Raw genomic sequence first — 17,216 nt, forward strand, 5'->3', positions numbered from 1 at the left:
TAAATGGGTCATCTCCTCAAAGCCTTAATACATTAATAATTTGATTTGTTAATTGTGGGTTTTTCTTTGTAAACTTCCTAAAAGACCGATTAAATCAACTACTTCAGACAACTTCCATCGTCATCTCATCGTAAATCAGCGATCAAATCATCAACGCTACCTCTATGTGCTGTCCCATCATTAAAAGCCTGCACTACTTCTTGAGAATTAGCCAAAATTTCAACCCACCGATTCTCAATTCTTTGCTGCCGAAGAAACTAAAATAAATACTCTCTCTTCTGTGGGCAAACTTTCAATAGAATTAATAATTTTTTGTAAAGTCATCATAGAACCTTCCAAATTAACTAACTTTACTAACTCTATTTTAATCTCTCAATCCCAAGCCTCCAACTGAAAAAGTGATCAAGTCTAGCTACCATTGTAACAGAATTTTAAGAAAAAATAATTTTTATTACCTAATGCTAAGTTGCTGTTACAGGTAGTAGTCTCTATACTGTTATTGCGACGGTTGGGAAGCAATCTCACTATGACAACTCACCACTAAATGACAGTATGGTTGAGAGTTGTGAGTTTGCCGTGATTCACAGATGAGAATTTGATAAAAATTACTGCTCATATCACAATACGGTTCAGTGAATGAGATTTATACCGATTCAAAAAATGTTTACGACAGATACCCCACCTGCCCTATCGGGCACCCTCCCCGAAATCGGGCTACCCATTAGTCACATTTTTCTTAACAATTCTGAAACCCTTGCTCTGTAAACCACAAACTTTTGGAAATGAACGGCATGATAAAGGTTTCATCCTTCGTGAACCAGGAGTATTCACCATTGCTTTAAGAGTGATGTCTACGACGGGCTACGCCTACGCTATAGGCAATGTTAGTGACATCGCCTGAAATGCTCACTAATAGTTTATTTTCTTGTATGCTTATATTGAACTGAAATGTTTGCTTGACAAGGTTTACAAAAAACTTTTTGGTTTAGTGAGATTATTTAAGTCGTAAAACAAGAGGCTATGATATTGCAAAGCCTATTAACGCTGACAATAATTTGTCACCAATCAATCAAGAAGGATATTGAGTCTCCGAAGACAACAAATTGTCACCAGCGACAATAATGTGTCACCGACGACAAATAATTAGTCACTGTACAACAACACTTCCAGCTTTAAGTTTGATTTATCTTGGTAGTGGGCAGGAGGAGAATCGAACTCCTATGACCGCAAGGTCGCCACATTTTGAGTGTGGTGCGTCTACCAGTTTCGCCACCCGCCCTTATTTGCAACTTTATCATCATAGCATATTTTGTGATTTTGCAACAACTTTTGATATTCTTTCCCAGATGCCCATTGGTCAATTTCCCTGGCACGGAGAACGGGGACAGGGTGAGTGAGTTGGGCAGTACGGGCAACTTTCAGCATCTCACCCATTTCCGTTTTGCTGATATCATCGTAGGCACGGGCTTGGGCGATGAAAGCGTCAAGATTCAGTTGGGGAGAGAGGTTAGGGGAACCACCAGCTAATTTCATCAGCACGGACATCATAATTTTTGGGTTTTGGGTAGCCAACAAAGCAGCGCGATCGCAGGTAAATTCTGCACAACGCACCCACTCCAAAAGTTGTGATTGAATACTTTGAGCTAGTATTGCACCGACTGTGGGGACTGTCGCAGCAGCGAGAATCAAGATATTGACAGGGGTAAGATAGACGCTGTGATCACATTTTAAATGTCCCAACTCGTGGGCAATCACCCCTTGGATTTCCTCTGGTGTGAGAATATCAATTAAGGATGTGTGGATGACGATAAAGGGTTGTTTCCCACGCATGGCAAAGGTGTAAGCATTGGGAGCCGGATGTTGTCTGACATATAATTGGGGTGGCTCCATATCTAAAATTTGGCAAGCTTCTAGAAGTAGGGCGTGTAAATGGGGTAGTTGTTTTTCTCCCACCAAAATACTCGAAGCAATATTTTCCACATAGAAAACCTGTTCGGCAACCGGTCCGAGGAGGTTTCGCACCAACATATCAATCCCTGGGATTTGTTTAAGTGCTTGAGTTGCCTCTAAGTCTAAAGGATGACGGAAGGAGTCAGCTTTGAGACCAATTAATTGAGTCTTGGAAAAAGACATGGGGAAAATAGAAAATAGGTGGTAAGAAACAAGCTGATACTATTCTAGATTTTACCTGGGAGATTTTGGTATGAGGGCAGGAAATAATCTAAACGAACAGAAAAAGATGCCAGTTCTTACTTTTTAAGTAGCCCGGTGGAATTAAATATAAGATGGGAGTCGGTTTGGTTGAAGTATGAAATCTAACGCCCCCATCAGTGACGCTACCGCAAACCCATTCTACAAACAATTTTGCCTAACTCCTTACTCCTTCCCAAAACAAAGGGGACAAGGAAGAATAGTCCTCCTTGTCCTCTTCGTTGCTTAATTAAGTATTAGTAGTTAATCCCTAGTAGTTGTTGTAACATCTGCTGTTACTGGGGAATTAGTTGAAGGTACTTCCTTTTCTAGTTCCGTTGCTGGGACGCGGAGAATTTTTGCTCCCAGTTGTTGCAACTTAATATCGAGGCGATCGTAACCCCGATCCAAGAACTGAAGACCTTTAACAAGGGTTTCACCTTCTGCCGCTAATCCGGCAATCACGAGGGCAGCAGTTGCCCGTAAATCAGTACCTAGGACGGGGGCACCGGAGAGCATGGGAACACCACGGACAAAGGCAGTATTACCTTTAACACGAATATCCGCACCGAGACGATTTAATTCCGAAGCATGACGCAGACGGTTTTCAAATACAGACTCGTTGATTAAGCTATCCCCTTCTGCTAAGGCAAGTAATGCCATGAAGGGTGCTTGCATATCTGTGGGGAAACCAGGATGGGGTAAGGTTTCAATATCTGCGGCAATTAATTTGTCAGCCGGAAGCACACGCAGGCGATCGCTGGCATCTTCGACTACAGTGACACCAATCTCTCGCAGTTTGGCAATGATGGGTAGGAGGTGTTCGGGAGCTACTGGGGAAATGCTAATTTCTGAGCGAGTAATTGCTCCAGCCACTAGAAATGTACCAGCTTCAATGCGGTCAGGAATGATGGAGTAGTCAACAGAGTGTAATTCTGGTACACCGTTGATCACAATTGTACTAGTACCTGCCCCTTGAATCTTCGCACCCATGGCAATGCAAAAATTGGCTAAATCTGTCACCTCTGGCTCACGGGCAGCATTTTCAATGATTGTTTCCCCATCCGCTAGGGTTGCCGCCATCATCAAGGTTTCTGTAGCTCCGACACTGGGAATATCTAAGTATATTTTTGCCCCTTTTAAGCGGCGATCGCTCCCAGGAACATAGGCATTACAAATACCATGTTCAATTTGCACCTCTGCTCCCATGGCTTGCAGTCCCCTAACGTGCAAGTCTACGGGTCTGGCTCCGATAGCACAACCTCCTGGTAGAGGCATCTGAGCAACTCCTAAACGCGCCAAAATTGCCCCAATGGCAAAAAAACTGGCTCGCAATTGGGTGACCAACTCATAGGGAGCTTTGGAAGTAGTAATATTTCTGGCATTAATGTCTAAAATATCACCATCTTGCTGAAAACCTACTCCTAGGGCTGATAGCACTTGCCCCATACGTGTGACATCAGCTAAGAATGGTACGTTACGAATACGACAATCACCGGAACAAAGTAAAGCCCCAGCCATAATCACTAGTGCGGAATTTTTGGCTCCGCTGACTCGCACATCACCTTGCAAACGCCGCCCACCCCAAATTTGCAAGACTGAGGAGTCTGCAATCGGGGAGATATTAGCATCTGGTAAGCTGCTGGAAGAATTGATAAGCCTACCCTCCAAAATGAACAAACAATTTTATAACCCGGATGTTGGTTTTGATTCTACAAGAAATAATTAATTTGTTTACATTATTGCATCACATATGTGTTTGATTATGCTTGGGATAAAATTATCTTGAGGAATAAAAAACGCCCTGAGTTGATTCTCTTGACAGTTGGGAAAGATTAAGTAATAATCAGAAATTGTCGATATGCCATGATGCAAGCGGAACTGGCGGAATTGGCAGACGCGCTAGATTCAGGTTCTAGTGCCGCAAGGCTTCCGGGTTCAAGTCCCGGGTTCCGCATTCAATTGTACAAGGTGGGAAGTTTTGATTAACCCCATCAATGGGTGTGTTGTGCTATGTTGACTAGTTTGCAAAATCCCCTGGTGAAACAAATTCGGAAACTGCACTCTGCCAAGGAGAGACGCAAACAGGAATTATGTTTGTTGGAGGGTACGCACTTGTTAGAGGAAGCTTGTGCGGTAAATTACCCTTTGGTGACTGTGTGCTGTACTGCCGATTGGCAAGCTACCCACGGGGAATTGTGGGAAATGGTGTGTCAAAGGTGCGATCGCTCGGAAATTGTCAGCCCAGAGGTAATGAGTGCGATCGCCACAACTGTGCAACCAGATGGGGTGGTGGCAACGGCACAACGGAGCGATAGAGTTGGGCAGATTGATTTTACCGGATTATTATTGGCGGTGGAAACCCTCCAAGACCCTGGAAACCTCGGTACTATGATTCGCACAGCCGCCGCTGCCGGGGCATCGGGATTATATTTGAGTGATGATTGTGTTGATTTAGACAACCCTAAAGTGTTGAGAGCATCGGCAGGACAATGGTTTCGTTTACCGATGGCTGTTAGCGAAGATTTAAAAGTTACAATTAACCAGGCAAAAACCGCAGGGATGCAGGTGGTAGGAACTTTGCCCAGTGCGGAATTAACCTATTGGCAAATCGATTGGCGTAAACCCAGTGTAATTTTACTAGGTAATGAGGGCGCGGGTTTATCTGCCGAGCTAGCTGCAATGGCTGATGTGAGTGTGAAAATTCCCCTATCTCCAGGGGTAGAATCCTTAAATGTGGCGATCGCCGCAGCATTATTGTTATACGAAGCTCAAAGACAAAATGGAGAATTTTCTCCCCCATGAGGCAGAAGTCTCAACATCACATCTCGGCAGATTTTAACCGAATTTCCTTCACCTTTAAGCCTTCCCCATCCCTTGGGAAAGCTATATGATGTATGGTTGAGCTAGGGGGGATAATGGAAAAGCACGCAGAACAACCAAGCCACTCTCAAAAGAAACCCGGATGGAGTTTGGACGCTAGAGACGTGGAATTTATCAAGTCTTTGATGCCAATTTGGGGCTTTTTGTATGACTATTATTTCCGGGTGAAAACCAGTGGTTGGGAAAATGTGCCCACGAATGAAAAAGTTTTATTTGTTGGTTCCCATAACGGTGGTTTGGCTTCACCTGATATGCAGATGATGATGTATGACTGGTTTCGTCGGTTTGGAGTGGAACGTCCAGTTTATGGTTTAATGCACCCGAAAGTTGCTGAAGTTTCACCTGAAGTCGCCGAGCTAGCTGCCAAAGTTGGGGCTATTACTGCTCACCCTAAGATGGCGATCGCGGCTTTTCGTTCTGGTGCTAGTGTACTAGTCTACCCTGGCGGCATTCAAGATGTTTTTCGCCTCCACAGCCTACGTGATAAAATATACTTTCATAATCGTCATGCTTTTATCAAGCTAGCCCTACGAGAGCAAGTACCCATAGTTCCTGCCATATCTTGGGGCGCTCATGATACCCTGATTGTCCTGGCAGACTTACATAAAATAATACAAAAAATCCACTCTCTAGGCATCCCTTGGTTATTTAATGTTGACCCGGAAGTATTCCCGGTATATTTGGGGCTACCCTGGGGTATTGGCATCGGTCCCTTACCGAATATACCTTTTCCGGTGCAGATATACACCAGAATTTGCCCACCGATCATATTTGAGCGCTACGGTAGAGAAGCCGCAGGTGATGCCGCATACGTAGATGCTTGCTATCAAATTGTTGTCAGTAAGATGCAGCAGGAGTTGGATGAATTGATTGAGGGGAGTAGGGAATAGGGAGTAATGAGTAGGGAGTAATACCTTGAAATTCTTAATATCCGTAGGTAGTTGCGAAACAATTATAAAGTCGGATGTCGAAATCAAAGTTCCGATAGAAGAAAATGAAAGGATTATCAAGATAAAAAAATCAATTAACAAGTTGATATAAAAATAATCTACTTCCTACTCCTTACTTCCTACCATTACTCATTACTCCTTACTCCTCACTTCCCTAAAGGGCTATTTAATTTAATTTTGATTTTAGTTCCTTTTTTCAGGGCAACTTCGCCCCCAGGGCTAGATAAAACGTAAGCTGTGGCTGCTGCTGCACCGGCAAGGGTTCCATTCTTGAATTTTGCTTTGTCACCCAGGAAACGCCCTGCTACGGCTCCGCCTAAAATAATACCTGCATTCTGAATAAATTTACCTTTGGTTTTTGTCTCTACCTGGGTATTAACTAGGGTGGCATTGATTGGGTAGGCAGAACCATCTTTTAAGGTAATGTCATCAAAGACTAAGTTTAATTTGGCTTTTTTTCCCTTGGCAGCTTTGACAACATTTTCTAAATGTCCGTTGATTTGAGCATCTTTGAGAGCTTGATTTTTGCCGATGGAGGAATTTTTCAGCTTCAAGACAAAGCGATCGCTGTCCTTATTTTTACCTGTGGAAATATTTTCCTGAAGAATGGCTTCTAAATTGGTTCCTGCTGGGGCGATCGCCTCCTGATTGCTTGCCTTGTCTGCAACTTGAGTCTTACTATCTGTAGTAGTCTGGCTATCTTGATTCTTTGTCTGGCTGCATCCCAGGGTATTTGTGACTAAAACAGCGCTCAGTATTAGTGGTATAACCCTTTTCATTTTTTTTATTTGCCTAAATTTTAATTTTCCCATTTTACTATTAGAGAAAATTCCTCGGCGATCGCGACAAAAATCTTTACTTAACACAAAAATATTATTTTGTCAATGAGTATATATTTGTGCGAAGAAATGCGTAATATAGTAAAAATGAAGTTTTGTTAAGTGAGGGGAAGAATGTACATCGTACAAATTGCCTCAGAGTGCGCTCCCGTAATCAAAGCCGGAGGCTTAGGCGATGTCGTTTACGGACTTAGCAGGGAATTAGAGACAAGGGGTCATACCGTTGAGCTTATCCTGCCCAAGTATGATTGTATGCGCTACGACCATATTTGGGGGCTACATGATGCTTATCTTAACCTTTCTGTTCCCTGGTACGGTGCAGCTATCCACTGTTCAGTATACTGTGGTTGGGTACATGGGCGAGTATGTTTCTTTATTGAACCCCATTCCCAAGATAATTTTTTCAACCGTGGCTGCTACTATGGCTGTAACGACGATGACATGCGCTTTGCTTTCTTTAGTAAGGCTGCCTTAGAGTTTTTACATCAAAGCAATAAACGTCCCGATATCATCCATTGCCACGACTGGCAAACTGGTTTAGTACCAGTGATGCTCTATGAAGTATACAAATATCATGGCATGGCAAATCAACGGGTTTGTTATACCATCCATAACTTTAAGCATCAGGGAATCGGGGGAGCGCAAACCCTATGGGGTACGGGTTTAAATCGGGAAGATTATTATTTCCAATACGACAAGTTGCGGGATAACTTTAATCCTTTTGCTTTAAATTACATGAAGGGGGGTATTGTCTACTCCAATGCTGTGACTACAGTATCACCCCATCATGCCTGGGAAGCACACCATACGGATGTTGGTTGTGGTTTGAGTCATACCTTGCACCAGCATCAAAGTAAATTCCAAGGAATATTAAACGGTATTGATTACGATTTTTGGAATCCCGAAATAGACCGTTATATTCCCTATACATATACCAAAAACACATTCGACCAAAAAATATACAACAAAAAAGCTTTAAGAGAAAGACTGAGCTTGCGAGATGCGGACAAACCCATCATTGCATATATCGGTCGCCTAGATAATCAGAAAGGTGTACATTTAGTGCATCATGCCATGTATTATGCTCTGCATCAGGGAGCGCAGTTTGTACTGTTAGGTTCCGCAACAGAGGCAAAAATTAATGCTCATTTCTGGCATGAGAAGCAATATTTGCATAAGCATCCCGATGTGCATCTGGAATTGGGCTTTAATGAGGAATTATCTCACCTCATCTATGCTGGGGCAGACATGATTGTGGTTCCCAGTAACTATGAACCCTGTGGTTTAACTCAGATGATTGGTTTGAAGTACGGAACTGTACCCATTGTTCGGGGTGTGGGGGGATTAGTCAATTCTGTGTTTGACAGAGACTATGATCAAAACTACCCAGCAGAGCAGCGTAATGGTTATGTTTTCTATCAGAGTGATAACCAAGCATTAGAGTCAGCATTAGGTAGGGCGATCGCTCTCTATAATCATGCTCCCCAGGAGTTTCGCCAATTAGCGATTCAGGGTATGGAATATGATTATTCCTGGAACCATCCTGGTGCTGAGTATGTGGAGATTTACGAAGGTATTCGCCACAAGTAAGGGTAAAGGGTAAAGGGAAAAAAAGGAGCATAGACAACAAAGAGAGTTTTTTCTGTCACCTGTCACCTATTCCCTATTACCCATTACCTGACATTATTTCCCTTTTTTGTCTTGGATTGTCTCTTCTGTCGCTGCTAAACCGTGAATACCAATACCAGCGATGATCGCACCCAGGAATCCCCAAGTACCATTGGTAAAAGCATTGACTCGATGAACCATACTGCGATGATAGGCTAATTCCAACTGTCTATCATCACTTCTGCGGTTTTGTGCTAGTCGGTTCACGAACCTTTCAGTTCTTTCCATGGCTGAGTAATCCGTATTGTAGGCATAAATTGACGTACCTACAACCATCAAACCAGGAAAAACCAAAGCAATTAAGAGAATAGCTCTGCCTATGCTCATATAACTTAAATCCGGCGATGTGTTTGATTCAATGCTGACATAGGCAGAATTTGGTGTTAGTCTCTAGCGAACAAATTGATTAATTCGTACTGATTACTTTCACGTTACTTATGGTAGGCAGAAGAAAATAGGGAATAGAAAAATCTCTACAGCTTACCCTTTTTTCACTCCTCGTTAGCATTTGCGAATTTTTGGGAATACTCAATCATGTGATGTTATTTCCGGTTGCTGCTATTACCATGAGAACGCTGATTGTTGAAAAAAAGCAAATCTTTCGTTGGTTACAACTGGCGTTCTGTTGTCTAGTATCTCTCTGCTTGATATTAACTGTAAACTTATCTCAAACAATCGCGCAAGTAGGAACTTCTCTCAAGACTCTCAAACAGCAACAGCAACAGATTGAGACGCAACGTCAAGGAGTAATGCAAGAGCGCGATCGCCTGACAAATTTACAACAAGCAGCTCAAGAGCGTCTGCAAGGCTTAGAAAAGAATCTCCAGACTACGGATAATCATATTCAAGATAGTGAACAGCGTCTGCAACGAGCAACACAAGATTTAGAGAAACTTCAAGGAAATTTAGCCCAAGCAGAAGCTAGCTATCAAGCACACCAACAAGCAACGATCGCCCGCTTACGCTTTTTACAACGTTCTTCTGTGAGTCAGGGTTGGGCAGTTTTATTACAAAGTCAGAGTATTAGTGACTTCCTCAGTCGTCGCCATTCTCTAAAATTAATTTACCAGGCTGACCAAGAAATTCTCACAAAACTTACCACCCAAGCCAAGCGCATTCAAGCCCAAAAAAGTGCAGTTGCTCAACAAAAGAACGAAATTGCCTTAATTAGACAGCAATTACTCTCCCAGAAAGCCGATTTTCAAGCTCAAGCAAGTTCCCAGCAAGAGTTAATTCAGCGATTAAATAGCGATCGCCTTGCCTTGGAAGCAGCACAAAACCAGCTAGATAGGGAATCCCAAGCAATCACAACCCTGATTCAACAAAAAGTTACCGCAGAGCAGGCGAGAAACAAAACCAATAGCCGTACCAACATTCTTATCCGTGGTACTGGGATGTTTGCATACCCCAGTGATGCCCCCACTAGTAGCCCTTTTGGCTGGCGAGTACACCCCATCCTCGGTTATCGCCGGATGCATACTGGTATGGATTTTGCGGCTAGCCATGGCAGTACAATTCGTGCGGCAGGCTCAGGTACAGTCATTTTTGCTGGCTGGCACGGGGGTTATGGCAAAACAGTAATTATCAGTCATGGAGATAATTTAAGTACTTTGTATGGGCATAGTAGTGAAATATACGTTAGCGAAGGACAAAGCGTACAAAAGGGACAACCTGTAGCTGCGGTGGGTTCTACTGGCTTATCCACTGGTCCCCATCTCCACTTTGAAGTTCGTCTCCATGGCACACCAGTTAATCCCGCCGATTATTTATAGCTTGACAGAAAACTAATATAGGAGTATTATTCTATGGTTTGGCACACAATACTCGTATTGTTCCCAAGGTTAGGGCGTGTAGCTCAGTGGATTAGAGCGCCAGGTTCCGGTCCTGTAGGTCGGGGGTTCGAATCCCTCCACGCTCGTTGATTAAGATAATTAAAATAAGAGTTTTCGACTAACACATTTTTTATGTCTGCGGTGGCACTGGTAGCTCACCATATGTAAGATATATGAGCTGATTAAACCTTTAGCACTCATTATTCCTATGTGTGTAATAACCATCGTAATTAACTTAATTCTGTATAAGAAGGATTTGAATGCTCAATGTGATTGCCCTTCTTTTTCGCTATTGCTAAGCATTTTTCGACGAATATGAATAGTAAAATACCACCCTTTTCAGAAAAACAATTTCAGCAATTAATTGAAAATTTACCCCTCGGACTTGCTGTACTGAATTCTGATGGCAAATGCTGTTATCTGAATCAAAAAGGGCAAGAAATAATGGGTTTGAAAAAATCTACTCAAGCATATTTAAATAATTTTTGTGCCGAGTTAGAGATATATATCGCTGGAACTGAGCAAATTTATCCCCTTGAAAAATTACCTCCAAAGATTGCATTACAAGGAAAAGTTGTCAATGTTGAAGACTTAGAAGTTCGTCATCAGGGAAAGATAATCACCCTAGAAATGAAATCCATTCCCATATTGAATGAGCAGGGTGAGGTAGCTTATGCTGTTTCAGTTTTTCAAGATATCACCAACCGGAAACAAGGGGAGATTGCCCTGCAAGAAAGTGAAACAAAATACCGCAAGCTAGTAGAACAGATTCCAGGAGCAATTTATCGCTATGTTCTCTATAGTGATGGTAGTGATAGATTCACTTATCTGAGTCCTAGATGTCAAGATATTTGTGAATTAGACCAAGATGTGATATTGAATGATATCTCGGCATTATGGGCAATTATTAATGTCCAAGATGCCTATACCCTACGGAAAACTATCCTACGCTCTATGGTTAGGTTGGAGCCTTGGCAGATGGAGTTTCGGATTACCACACCATCGGGTAAACGTAAATGGTTACAAGGGTTATCTACTCCAGAAAAACAACCTGACGGTAGTGTTGCTTGGGATGGGTTGTTGATTGATATTACTGAACAACAAATTGCACTTCAGGAACGCAAACAAATTCAAGCGGAACGAGAAAAAGTTGAAACAGATTTAAGGACTATTTTTAATAATGTTTATGATGCCATATTTATCCATGACCTGAACGGTAAAATTTTAGATGTCAATGAGCGAGTCTTGACAATGTATGGTTTGAGTAGTCGAGAGGAAGCCTTACAATTTACCTTAGCAGACTATTCCGCACCAGAAAATCAACTTTCATTATTGCCTTTGATGTGGTCAAGGGTACAAGAAGGTGAACCAATACGTATCGACTGGAAAGCTAAACGTCCTTTGGATGGTACAGTTTTTGATGTGGAGGTGGGATTAAGTCGAATTTATCTCTACGAGCAACCTGTGATTTTGGCGAATGTGCGCGATATTAGCGATCGCCGTTTTGTCGAAGTTGCTCTACAAGCATCGGAAACTCGCTTGAAAACTGTATTAGAAAATACAGGTGCTTTGATTTCTAGTTTTTATCTCTATGATGACAAAACCTGGAAATATGATTATATCTCACCCCGTTCCCAAGCCATCCTCGGCTTTACTCCTCAGGAGTTTCGTGCTGACATAGATTTATGGACTTCTCGCATACATCCAGAAGATTTAGCAGAAGTTAGAACTATTTTCAGTAAATGCATCAGTGAAAACACTTCAATTATTAAATATCGTTTTTTACATAAAGATGGTGTCTATCGCTGGCTATTACAAAGCTTAATTTCTCGGCGTGACCAGCAAAAAAACTGTTTGATTATTACAGCAGTCACCACAGATATTACAGAACTGAGGCGTACAGAAGAAGCATTACAACAGAGTGATGCGTATTTACGTACTGTTGTCAACAATTTACCATTAATTTTATGGGCAGTGGATCAGGATGGTATTTTCACTTTATCGGAAGGTACAGGATTAGAGAGATTGGGATTAAAACCCGGGGAAGTGGTAGGGTTTTCGGTCTTTGACCTATATAGTAATATACCAGAAATAGTTACAGGTTTTCGTCACAGTCTAGCTACAGGTGAATCCTATAATGTCACTAAAACAATTAGTGGTTGTACTTGGGAAGGATTGGGTAACGCCTTTTACGACGACCATGGTAATATCCTGGGACTGATTGGTGTTTCCTTAGACATTACAGAGCGTCAGTTGGCAGAGACTGCTCTCAATCAACAGCAAGAAAGATTTCATCGACTAGCTGAAAATGTTCCAGGGATGATTTATCGCTACGTCTTTCATGTTGATGGAACAGAGGAGTTTACTTATCTGAGTGCGCGGTGTCGAGAAATCTATGAAGTAGAACCAGAGGAGATGATTAAAGATGCTCAAATTCTGTGGAAAATGGTTCACCAGGATGATATTTCTTCCATTGAAGATACGATTTTGGCATCACTATTAAATCTGCAACCGATTAATATTGAACATCGAATTATCACAGCTTCTGGTCAGGTAAAATGGATTCAAATTGTTGCTCAAGCAGAACGGCAAGCTAATGGTGATACTGTTTGGGATGGTTTAGCCCTAGATGTTACCGAACGCAAACATAGTGAACAAATTATTGCAGATTATAACCGTACCTTAGAAGAGCGGGTGAAAGAAAGGACGATCGCCCTAGAATTAGAGGTTCAAGAGCGTAAACGAGCAGAAGAAAACGCCAAAGCTGCGGAAACTGCTCTGCGACAAGCGAATCAGGAATTAGAACGTCTGGCAACCTTGGATGGTTTAACCCAAGTAGCTAACCGCAGAAAATTTGATGACTTTCTTTCCCAGGAATGGTTAAGAATGATGCGGGAGCAGAAATATTTGTCTTTGATACTGTGCGATGTGGATTATTTCAAACGTTATAACGATTTGTACGGACATCAAGCAGGTGATGTTTGCTTGAAAAAAGTGGCTCAATTATTAGGGGAACAAATTAAACGGGCTACAGATTTAGTTGCTCGCTATGGTGGGGAAGAATTTGCGATTATTCTGCCGAATACCACTGTTGAAGGAGCGGTGGCAGTTGCGCGATCGCTACAAGCTGCGGTACACGAAATGAAAATCCCCCATGCTGACTCGGAAGTTCGGGAATTTGTCACTTTCAGCTTGGGTGTATCAAGTTTAATTCCTAGTCACGCCCTATCCCCAGATATTTTGGTGAAATCTGCGGATGAAGCGCTCTACGAAGCCAAAAAACAAGGGCGCGATCGCGTAGCTATTAAGCAGATAGATTGAGTTATATCATGTTCGGCTGAATTTAGGGGGAAAAGAATTTTCCGATTTCTGCATACACAAGTTATACCAATTCGCAATGCTCCCTGCGGGAGAGCTAACGCAAACGCAATTAAAAAATCTAGATTTAGCAATGGTTCCGTAGATTCCATCTGTAGCCTAATTTTAGAGAATTGGTATCATATCCCAAGAATGGCAGAGACGTTCCGACGGAACGCCCCTACAGGTTTAAAATCTACTGGAGATGTCTATTCTGCTCCTTCTATGGGTGCAAAACCCTGACGTTGGACATTTTCGGTAATGGTACGGGGTTCTAGGAACTGTAGCAGATAATCGGGACCACCGGCTTTAGAACCTACACCCGACAATTTGAAACCACCGAAAGGTTGCCGGGAAACGATCGCCCCCGTAATTGTGCGGTTAATGTATAAATTCCCTACCTCGAAGTCATCCTGTGCTTGTTGGATGTGGGAAGGGGTGCGGGAATATAATCCTCCAGTTAAAGCATAGTTGGTACTATTTGCGACTTGCATTGCGGTGGCAAAGTCGGGTACGGGAATAACTGCGACTACGGGACCAAAAATTTCCTGTTGGGCGATCGCGCAATCACCAGGAACATCGACAAAGATGGTTGGTGGGATGAAATAACCTCCCTGGGGTGCGGACATTTCTAGGGCGAGTTTTGCCTCGGTTTTTCCCTGGGCGATATATTCCTGAATCCGGGTTTGGGCGGTAGCATCAATTACAGGTCCTACCTGGGTTCCGGGTAATTCTGCTGCCCCAATATTCAAGGATTTTGTGGCTTCGACAAAGCGCTGTACAAAGGTATCGTATACCGACTGCAAGACGATAATGCGGGAGCAAGCCGAGCATTTTTGTCCACTGTAGCCGAATGCTGACTGTACACTGCCAGCCACCGCCTGGTCTAAATCGGCACTCTCATCGACGATGATGGCATTTTTCCCTCCCATCTCGGCAATTACCCGTTTCATATGCTTTTGTCCCGGTTTTAATACCGCCGCATCGGCATAGATTCGGCAACCAACTTCCTGGGAACCAGTAAAGGCAATCACATGGGTATCCGGGTGATTTACCAGGTATGCGCCCACCTGGGAACCTTTACCAGGAATATATTGGAAGACTCCACGGGGAATTCCGGCTGCGATGAGAATTTCCGTCAATTTGGCTGTAATTACAGAAGAGGTTTCTGCGGGTTTCAACAGGGTAGAGTTACCTGTCACCAAACCTGCTACTGTCATTCCACAGGCGATCGCCAAGGGGAAATTCCAGGGAGAAATCACCACCACCACACCCCGTGGTTGATAGATGTAGCGGTTATTTTCCCCAGGTACGTCATAATTAACACCTGCTTCCAGGCGCTCCATTTCCGCCGCGTAGTAGTAACAAAAATCGATGGCTTCAGAAACCTCGGCATCGGCTTCCCGCACAGGTTTTCCCACTTCTAAAACAATCCAAGCGGCAAGCTCTGCTCTGCGTGACTCCATCAACTCCCCAGCCCTACGGATAATCCGAGTTCTTTCGGCTACTGGGGTTTTCCGCCAACCGGGGAAAGCTGCCTTCGCTGCTTGCATTGCTTTCTCTGCTTGCTCAACACTTGCCAAGCCGATTTTCCCTACCACCTGGCTGTATTGGGAGGGGTTCACGGAGTCAACAAGATTGTCTGTCTGTACGTACTCCCCGTTAATTAGGGGTAAATAGGTTTTACCTAGTTGTTCGCGCACCGACTTAAATCCAGCTTCTGACTTTTTCCTGGCTTCTGCTTCTGCATAGTCTGTATCGGGTACACCCTGGAAGTCGGGGGAGGGGGGAAGAGGGGAAGAGGGGGGAAAACTGGGAGGTGCGAGGAGTTCTTCCACGGGCTTATTTTCTAAATTTTGCCGCAGAAAGGAGCTATTTGCGGTATTTTCCAACAAGCGGCGAATTAAATACGCCATTCCTGGCAATAAATCCCCATAGGGACAGTAAACCCGGACTCTATAACCCCTGTCAACTAACGCCTTGGCGAGTTTATCTCCCATCCCATAGAGTACCTGCATCTCAAAACTGCGCCGGGGTACATTCAGACTTTCAGCAATGGCGATCGCTCTCCCTTGGGAACGCACATTATGGCTACCAATTGCCGCATAAATATATTGATGATTTTCCAGTAATAACTGGGCGATCGCCTCAAAATTTGCGTCCGTTGCCACCTTGTCGTTATATACTGGTTGCTGCCAATGCTTTTGGGCGGCTTTGATGGTTTCCTGATCCCAGTAGGCACCCTTGACTAAGCGAATTGTCACTGGATAACCCCGCAACTTTGCCCACTCAATCAAATTACGAGCATCCGCTTCACTATCGCGCAGATATGCTTGGATTGTCATCCCAATATCGGTACGGCTGCGAAACTCCTCTAACATTAAGAGTTTTTGCAAAATCTTAAAGGTAATATCTTTATATGCATACTGTTCCATATCAAAATGGACAGCCACACCCAATTCCTGCGCCCGACGGAGTAAAGTACAGATGCGATCGCTCACCTTTGCCTCACTCCCCACCGCATCCAAGGGGTCAAATTGGGAATAAAAAGCGGTTAATTTCACCGAAACTTGTACCCTCGGCAAGCTTACCCCATCCGCCTCATCAATTTGCGGCACTTTGCTCCAATTTTTCGCTGCTTCCGCCAACTCCTGCATTAAATCCAGGTAACGTTGCAAGTAAGACTCTGCCTCTTGCTCGGTAATTACTGCCTCACCTAGCAAGTCAACGGTGAACGCCATTTTTTCCTTGCGCAGACGCTCAATTGTCTTCAAAACCTGCTTAATATTTTCCCCGGAAATATATTTATGGGCGAGGGTTTCCGTGGCTGTAGACACCGTTGTTGCTGCCACCTGCCCCGGTACAGAGTCAGGATTGGCAAAATTTAACATATTTTTTAAAACATCTGGTAATTCTACCGATGCATCACCAAGATATTCTTGGAGGTGGGCAGCAATTTCTGCCTTACTGCGGAGTGCCGGCAAGGTATCAATAAATCGGAACAACTGCACCCGTAATCCCGGATTACTCATTGCCCAGTCGAGTAACTTGTCATCCCAACGCATCTGATCACGGAGTGCGGCGAAGAAATTTTTACTTTCTTGGGTTGCCGTCAATAATTGCCGTGCAATTTCTTGAGTTTTCGCCTCGTATGTACTTTTAGACACTTCCAATACCATTGCTAGCTGCCTCCATCCAATTTGTCAGGCTTTCTTTACAATCGCCTGTGTATACCATTTTGCCTTGGGAATCTGTTGGCTACCACATCCTCAAGCATGGTAATGGTACTTAGGGTAATTGATTTTTTTATCTTCCCTAAAATCACCAGATCCAAATTAAATCCATCCGGAATGGTTACTCATGACTATGTATTGCTATATATCCAAACAAAATTGTCGAGAACTGGCACAAAAACCAGACTCTGCAAAATCTATGTGTAATCTCTTAACTTGAACTTAACTAATCCGAAAACTTTATATGTAAAATTTGCCACGCTG

The 17,216-nt window shown here is 43.3% G+C and carries 10 protein-coding genes and 3 tRNA genes; 7 read left to right on the plus strand and 6 right to left on the minus strand.

The features are described 5' to 3' along the window. Positions 1 to 1,195: 1,195 nt before the first annotated feature. From IJ00_RS05920 to murA, 3 genes are all read right to left on the minus strand, one after another. Positions 1,196 to 1,279, minus strand: a tRNA-Leu gene (locus tag IJ00_RS05920). Continuing rightward, positions 1,258 to 2,133, minus strand: a complete 876-nt coding sequence (locus tag IJ00_RS27555; protein WP_082127271.1) for a M48 family metallopeptidase — start codon at positions 2,131 to 2,133, stop codon at positions 1,258 to 1,260. The genes IJ00_RS05920 and IJ00_RS27555 overlap by 22 nt, the downstream gene beginning before the upstream one ends. Positions 2,134 to 2,454: 321 nt before the next feature. Then, positions 2,455 to 3,861 carry a UDP-N-acetylglucosamine 1-carboxyvinyltransferase gene (gene murA, locus IJ00_RS05925; protein WP_035158514.1) on the minus strand — a complete coding sequence of 469 codons (1,407 nt, stop codon included), beginning with the start codon at positions 3,859 to 3,861 and terminating at the stop codon, positions 2,455 to 2,457. A 204-nt stretch (positions 3,862 to 4,065) separates the two neighbouring features. Here murA and IJ00_RS05930 point away from each other — a divergent pair. From IJ00_RS05930 to IJ00_RS05940, 3 genes are all read left to right on the plus strand, one after another. After that, a tRNA-Leu gene (locus IJ00_RS05930) sits at positions 4,066 to 4,147 on the plus strand. A gap of 56 nt (positions 4,148 to 4,203) precedes the next feature. Continuing rightward, complete coding sequence (locus IJ00_RS05935) at positions 4,204 to 4,995, plus strand: RNA methyltransferase (protein WP_035150960.1); 792 nt, start codon at positions 4,204 to 4,206, stop codon at positions 4,993 to 4,995. Positions 4,996 to 5,108: 113 nt separating this feature from the next. After that, positions 5,109 to 5,963: a 1-acyl-sn-glycerol-3-phosphate acyltransferase gene (locus tag IJ00_RS05940; RefSeq protein WP_035150963.1), complete on the plus strand. Its 855-nt coding sequence runs from the start codon at positions 5,109 to 5,111 to the stop codon at positions 5,961 to 5,963. 206 nt (positions 5,964 to 6,169) lie between these two features. Here the strand turns inward: IJ00_RS05940 and IJ00_RS05945 are convergent, their stop codons facing one another. After that, the gene (locus IJ00_RS05945) at positions 6,170 to 6,802 is read right to left on the minus strand and encodes a hypothetical protein (protein ID WP_035150964.1); all 633 of its coding nucleotides are present in this window, start codon (positions 6,800 to 6,802) and stop codon (positions 6,170 to 6,172) included. A 174-nt stretch (positions 6,803 to 6,976) separates the two neighbouring features. Here IJ00_RS05945 and glgA point away from each other — a divergent pair, with 174 nt between their 5' ends. Then, the gene (gene glgA / locus IJ00_RS05950; RefSeq protein WP_035150966.1) at positions 6,977 to 8,452 is read left to right on the plus strand and encodes a glycogen synthase GlgA; all 1,476 of its coding nucleotides are present in this window, start codon (positions 6,977 to 6,979) and stop codon (positions 8,450 to 8,452) included. Positions 8,453 to 8,545: 93 nt separating this feature from the next. Here the strand turns inward: glgA and IJ00_RS05955 are convergent, their stop codons facing one another. Beyond that, entirely contained in the window at positions 8,546 to 8,857 is a 312-nt protein-coding gene (locus tag IJ00_RS05955) for a hypothetical protein (RefSeq protein WP_035150968.1), read from the minus strand. A gap of 239 nt (positions 8,858 to 9,096) precedes the next feature. Between IJ00_RS05955 and IJ00_RS05960 the strand changes: the two genes are divergently transcribed. From IJ00_RS05960 to IJ00_RS26975, 3 genes are all read left to right on the plus strand, one after another. After that, the gene (locus tag IJ00_RS05960; RefSeq protein ID WP_035158516.1) at positions 9,097 to 10,302 is read left to right on the plus strand and encodes a murein hydrolase activator EnvC; all 1,206 of its coding nucleotides are present in this window, start codon (positions 9,097 to 9,099) and stop codon (positions 10,300 to 10,302) included. Between the two features lie 72 nt (positions 10,303 to 10,374). Beyond that, positions 10,375 to 10,448: transfer RNA gene (locus tag IJ00_RS05965), tRNA-Arg, on the plus strand. A gap of 229 nt (positions 10,449 to 10,677) precedes the next feature. Next, on the plus strand, positions 10,678 to 13,683 hold the full coding sequence (locus IJ00_RS26975) for a PAS domain S-box protein (RefSeq protein ID WP_052754399.1): 3,006 nt from the start codon (positions 10,678 to 10,680) through the stop codon (positions 13,681 to 13,683). A 245-nt stretch (positions 13,684 to 13,928) separates the two neighbouring features. On the opposite strand, the gene pruA is transcribed toward IJ00_RS26975, so the two are convergent. Beyond that, positions 13,929 to 16,898 (minus strand): L-glutamate gamma-semialdehyde dehydrogenase, encoded by a 2,970-nt coding sequence (gene pruA, locus IJ00_RS05975; RefSeq protein ID WP_035150969.1) that lies wholly within the window; start codon positions 16,896 to 16,898, stop codon positions 13,929 to 13,931. Between the last annotated feature and the right edge of the window lie 318 nt (positions 16,899 to 17,216).

This window comes from Calothrix sp. 336/3 (assembly GCF_000734895.2).
In the GTDB taxonomy this organism is placed as follows: domain Bacteria; phylum Cyanobacteriota; class Cyanobacteriia; order Cyanobacteriales; family Nostocaceae; genus 336-3.